Here is a 4,535-nt window from a genome sequence, read left to right on the forward strand (position 1 = left end):
GCCCCTGCCGCGGCGCGGGCCGCAGGAGGTGCTGGCGCTGGCCGGCGCCCTCGACCGGATGCGCGCTCGCGTGAACCGCCTCATCGACGACCGCACGCAGATGCTCGCCGCGATCAGCCACGACCTGCGCACACCGATCACCCGTCTGCGCCTGCGCGCCGAATTCATCGAGGACGAGCACACCCGCGAGCGCACCCTGCGCGATCTCGACCAGATGAACGCGCTGGTCGAGGCGGCGCTCGCCTATGCCCGCGACGAGCGCGGCGCCGACGGTGGCTCGGACACGGAGAAGCCGCTGATCGACATCGCCTCCCTGGTCCAGACCGTCTGCGACGACTTTTCGGACATCGGCGCCGACGTGCGCATGGCGCAGGCACGCCACGTCCTGGTTCGGGCGCATCCCGAGGACCTGCAGCGCGCCGTCGCCAACCTCGTCGACAACGCCGTGAAATACGCCGGCTCTGCCCGGCTCTCGGTGGAGAAATCCGCCACCGGCGTCGCCATCGCCGTGGCCGACGACGGGCCGGGCATTCCGGAGGCGGAGCGCCACGCGATGCTTCAGCCCTTCGTGCGCGGCGACCGCGCCCGGAACCTCAACGAGGAGACCGGCTTCGGCCTCGGCCTGTCGATCGTGCTGGCCATCGTCGAGGCGCATGACGGACGGCTGACGCTGGAGAACCGGGTTGGCGGGGGCTTGAGCGTTCGGATCGCGTTGCCGGGGACGCTGGCGGGGGGGGTGCCTGAAGGCACCAACGGTCTGCAGCCAGCCGCCGGGCCGGGCGGCGCGGGCAATTTAGGGCCTGGATAGCGTGTCGGTTGGATTCCTTCCGGTTCGTTTGAGCAGGCACATGTTTGTGTCGGCGGACATCAGGAGCATAATGTCGGCATGACGCAGCTTCTCGAACAGGCCTTCGAGCGCGTTCGCGCTCTTCCGGTCGAAACGCAGGACGAGTTCGCGCGCGTCCTGTTGCGTCTCGCAGGGGACGACGGAGAGGGTGTGTACCAGCTCACTCCCGAGGAGGAGGCCGACCTGATCGAAGCGCAGGCCGAAATGGCGCGCGGCGAGTTTGCGACGGCCGCCGAGGTCGAGGCTGTCCTGTCCAAGTATCGCGCGTGAAGCTTCGTATTCAGAAGCACGCTCTGCGACAGATCGACAGGATTTTAAGCGATATTTCTACCGTATCTCCGCAAGGCGCATCACGTGTCGAGGCACGGATTTCGGAGATTTTTATCTTGATCCGGCAGCACTCGCAGGCTGGAAAGCGGACAACGATTGCGCGGGTGCGTCGCGTGTTTCTCACGCCCTATCCGTACCTGATCGACTATTTCGTTGGAGACGACGAGATTGTCGTTCAACGGTTTCGGCATGCTGCCCGCAATCCCGTGACGATACCGGGTGTGTCATGATGATCTGCAGCGATGCACGGGTGTCCGCGGACGGAGGGGGCGTGGGTGCGCCGGGCCGCCGAGGCGGGCGGCGGCACCGACGATCAGGCCAGAGCGTGACATGAGGTGGGGCCACACTGCGCTCTCGGTTCCGGGCCGGCCATGCCGCTGCTAGAGCACATTCCACGGTGCCACGCATGCAGCCCGCGGGAACGATCTAGTTCATGAACGACCACAGCGACGTCTGGCTGGCAGCGAGCATCGTCGTGATCTCGCTGCTGCTCTCGGCCTTCTTCGCCGGGGCCGAGACGGCCTTCACCGCGGCGTCACGGGCGCGGATGCATTCGCTGGAGAGTTCCGGCAACCGGCAGGCGGCCATCGTCAACCGCATCCTGGCGATCCGCGAGCGCTTCATCGGCGCGATGCTGATCGGTTACAACGTGGTGGCGATCGGCGCCTCCGCCTTCACCACCAGCGTGCTCACGACGCTGTTCGGCAGTAGCGGCGTGATCTACGCCACCGTGGCGATGTCCGTGCTCGTCATCGTCTTCGCCGAAGTGCTGCCGAAGACGCTCGCCATCACCAATCCCGACCGGATCGCGCTGCTGATGGCGCGGCCCGTCGCCTTCGCCGTCGTACTGCTCGGACCGCTGGCGGTGGCGACCGAGGCGATCGTCCGGGCGATCCTGAAGCCCTTCGGCATCGCGATCGGCGTCCACGGTTCGATCCTCTCGGCGACGGAGGAGATCCGCGGGCAGGTGGCGCTGCTTCACCGCGAGGGCGGCGTGGAAAAGTCCGAGCGCGACATGCTCGGCGGGCTGCTCGACCTCAACGAACTCAGCGTCTCGGAGGTGATGGTCCACCGCACCAAGATGCGCACCATCAATGCCGACCTTCCGTCCGAGGACATCGTGCGCGAGGTGCTGGCCTCGCCCTATACCCGCATGCCGCTGTGGCGGGACAAGCACGAGAACATCGTCGGCGTGCTGCACGCCAAGGACCTGTTGCGGGCGCTCGACGCCGCCGGCGGCGACCCGGCCCGGCTCAAGGTCGAGGAACTGGCGCTGGAGACTTGGTTCGTGCCGGATACGACCTCGCTGCGCGACCAGCTCAAGGCCTTCCTCGCCCGCAAGACGCATTTCGCCCTCGCCGTCGACGAGTATGGCGAGGTGATGGGCCTCGTCACCCTCGAAGACATCCTGGAGGAGATCGTCGGCGACATCGCCGACGAGCACGATGTGGCGGTGTCTGGCGTGCGGCCCCAGCCCGACGGCTCGGTGACGGTCGACGGCGGCGTGCCGATCCGCGACCTCAACCGTGCCATGGATTGGAGCCTGCCGGACGAGGAGGCCACCACCATCGCCGGCCTCGTCATCCACGAGGCTCGGGCGATCCCCGACACGGGCACCGCCTTCAACTTTCACGGGTTTCGCTTCCACGTGGTGCGCAAGGCGAAGAACCGGATCACGTCTCTGCGCATCTCGCCGCTCGCCCCCGCCCTGCCGAAGCCGGCGGGGGAGGGCGAGTAATCTCACGGTCGCGACGAGCGCAGCGCCTGCGCGGTCTTGGCGGCGCGCACGAGCTGTACGAACTCGGAGCGGTAGCCGTAGGGGTCCTCGCCCCGCGCGGACGTCGCGATCTTGATCACGTCGTCGAGGCCGAAGCGGCCGGTCCAGCGGCCATTCCGAAGAATCTCGCCGAAGCCGGCGACGGCGGTGGCGAAGCGCGCGTCGTCGTCCGCCTTGTCGAAACTCGGCTGCTCGACGGCCGGGCCGACCGGCGTCTCGATGAGCTGGCTGACGTCCTGGTCCGGGCGCTTGTAGCGGATCTTCACGAAGGCGTAGTCGCCGGCCGACGCGGCGGACTCGGGCTTGGCCGCGCCGTAGCGCAGGGGCGGGACCGTGCGCGGTCCGCCGACGGGGACGATCTCGTAGAGGGCGGTGGCGGTCTGGCCCGAACCGACCTCGCCTGCATCGACCCGGTCGTTCTCAAAATCCTCGCGGTTCAGGGCGCGGGTCTCGTAGCCAATCAGGCGGTACTCGGCGACGGCGGCCGGATTGAACTCGACCTGGATCTTCACGTCCTTGGCGATGGGGAACAGCGTCGCCGTCGCCTCCTCGACCAAGACCTTGCGGGCCTCGTTGAGGGTGTCGATGGTGGCGGCCGTGCCGTTGCCGTTCTGGGCGAGCGCCTGCATCAGCGAATCGTTGGTGTTGCCCATGCCGAAGCCGAGCACCGAGAGGAAGATGCCGGTCTCGCGCTTGCGCTCGACGAAGCCCTTCAGCTCGTCCCGGTCGGTGATGCCGACGTTGAAGTCGCCGTCTGTGGCGAGCATCACCCGGTTGACCGCGGACGGGTCGAAATTGCGCTCGGCCAGGGCATAGGCCTGCCGCAGGCCTTCGCCCCCGGCCGTCGAGCCTCCCGCTCCCAGCCCTTCGATGGCGGACAGGATCGTCTGCTTATCGCTCGCCGCCGTCGGCTCCAGCACCGTGCCGGCCTGTCCGGCGTACGTGACGATGGCGACGCGGTCCCGCGCGTCGAGCTGCGTCAGCAGCAGGGCCAGGGAGCGCTTCACCAGCGGTAGACGGTTCGGGCCGTTCATCGAACCCGAGGTGTCGACGAGGAAGACGAGGTTAGCCTTCGGGCGCGCCTCGGCCTGGAGCGCGTAGCCCTTGATCCCGACGCGGACGATCTTGCGGCCCTCGGCCCAGGGGCTCGGAAACACGCTGGCCGTGACCCGGAACGGCGTCTCGCGGTTCTCGGGGGCAGGATAGCCGTAGGGGAAGTAGTTGATCAGCTCCTCGGTCCGCACGGCGGCCGGCGGGGGGAGGGTGTCGCGGGCGAGGCTGGCGCGGACGAAGCCGTAGGAGGCGGTGTCCACGTCGATCGAGAAGGTCGAGACCGGTGCGGTCTGCACCGTCTGGAACCCGCTCTGCGGCTTGCCGTCGAATTTTTCGTGGCCGGTGGGCTCGGCCGGTGCCTGTTGCAGGTCGGGCGCCGTCGACAGCGCGCGAGCCCGCATCTGCGGGGGGGAGGCCTCCTGGCCTCTTCTCTCCCAATCCGCAAAGCCCGAAGAGCGGAAAGCCTGAACCTGATCGCGGCCTATTCTCGTGGCGGGCAAAGGCGAGGCGGGCAAAGGGGAGGTGGGC

5 protein-coding genes are annotated in these 4,535 nt (G+C 68.0%); 4 read left to right on the forward strand and 1 reads right to left on the reverse strand.

Annotated elements, in window-relative coordinates:
• The 4 genes from FV217_RS21845 to FV217_RS21860 form a co-directional block, all read left to right on the forward strand.
• A partial coding sequence (locus FV217_RS21845) for an ATP-binding protein (protein ID WP_246683113.1) occupies positions 1 to 808 on the forward strand: 808 nt, incomplete at its 5' end.
• A gap of 78 nt (positions 809 to 886) precedes the next feature.
• Positions 887 to 1,117, forward strand: a complete 231-nt coding sequence (locus FV217_RS21850; RefSeq protein WP_147821690.1) for a hypothetical protein — start codon at positions 887 to 889, stop codon at positions 1,115 to 1,117.
• Positions 1,114 to 1,407 carry a type II toxin-antitoxin system RelE/ParE family toxin gene (locus tag FV217_RS21855; protein ID WP_147821692.1) on the forward strand — a complete coding sequence of 98 codons (294 nt, stop codon included), beginning with the start codon at positions 1,114 to 1,116 and terminating at the stop codon, positions 1,405 to 1,407. The genes FV217_RS21850 and FV217_RS21855 overlap by 4 nt, the downstream gene beginning before the upstream one ends.
• A 203-nt stretch (positions 1,408 to 1,610) precedes the next feature.
• Positions 1,611 to 2,915, forward strand: coding sequence for an HlyC/CorC family transporter (locus tag FV217_RS21860; protein WP_147821694.1), 1,305 nt, complete (start codon positions 1,611 to 1,613; stop codon positions 2,913 to 2,915).
• A gap of 2 nt (positions 2,916 to 2,917) precedes the next feature.
• On the opposite strand, the gene FV217_RS21865 is transcribed toward FV217_RS21860, so the two are convergent.
• Positions 2,918 to 4,408: a VWA domain-containing protein gene (locus tag FV217_RS21865; protein ID WP_147821696.1), complete on the reverse strand. Its 1,491-nt coding sequence runs from the start codon at positions 4,406 to 4,408 to the stop codon at positions 2,918 to 2,920.
• Between the last annotated feature and the right edge of the window lie 127 nt (positions 4,409 to 4,535).

Origin of the sequence: Methylobacterium sp. WL9 (assembly GCF_008040035.1) — a bacterium.
In the GTDB taxonomy this organism is placed as follows: domain Bacteria; phylum Pseudomonadota; class Alphaproteobacteria; order Rhizobiales; family Beijerinckiaceae; genus Methylobacterium; species Methylobacterium thuringiense.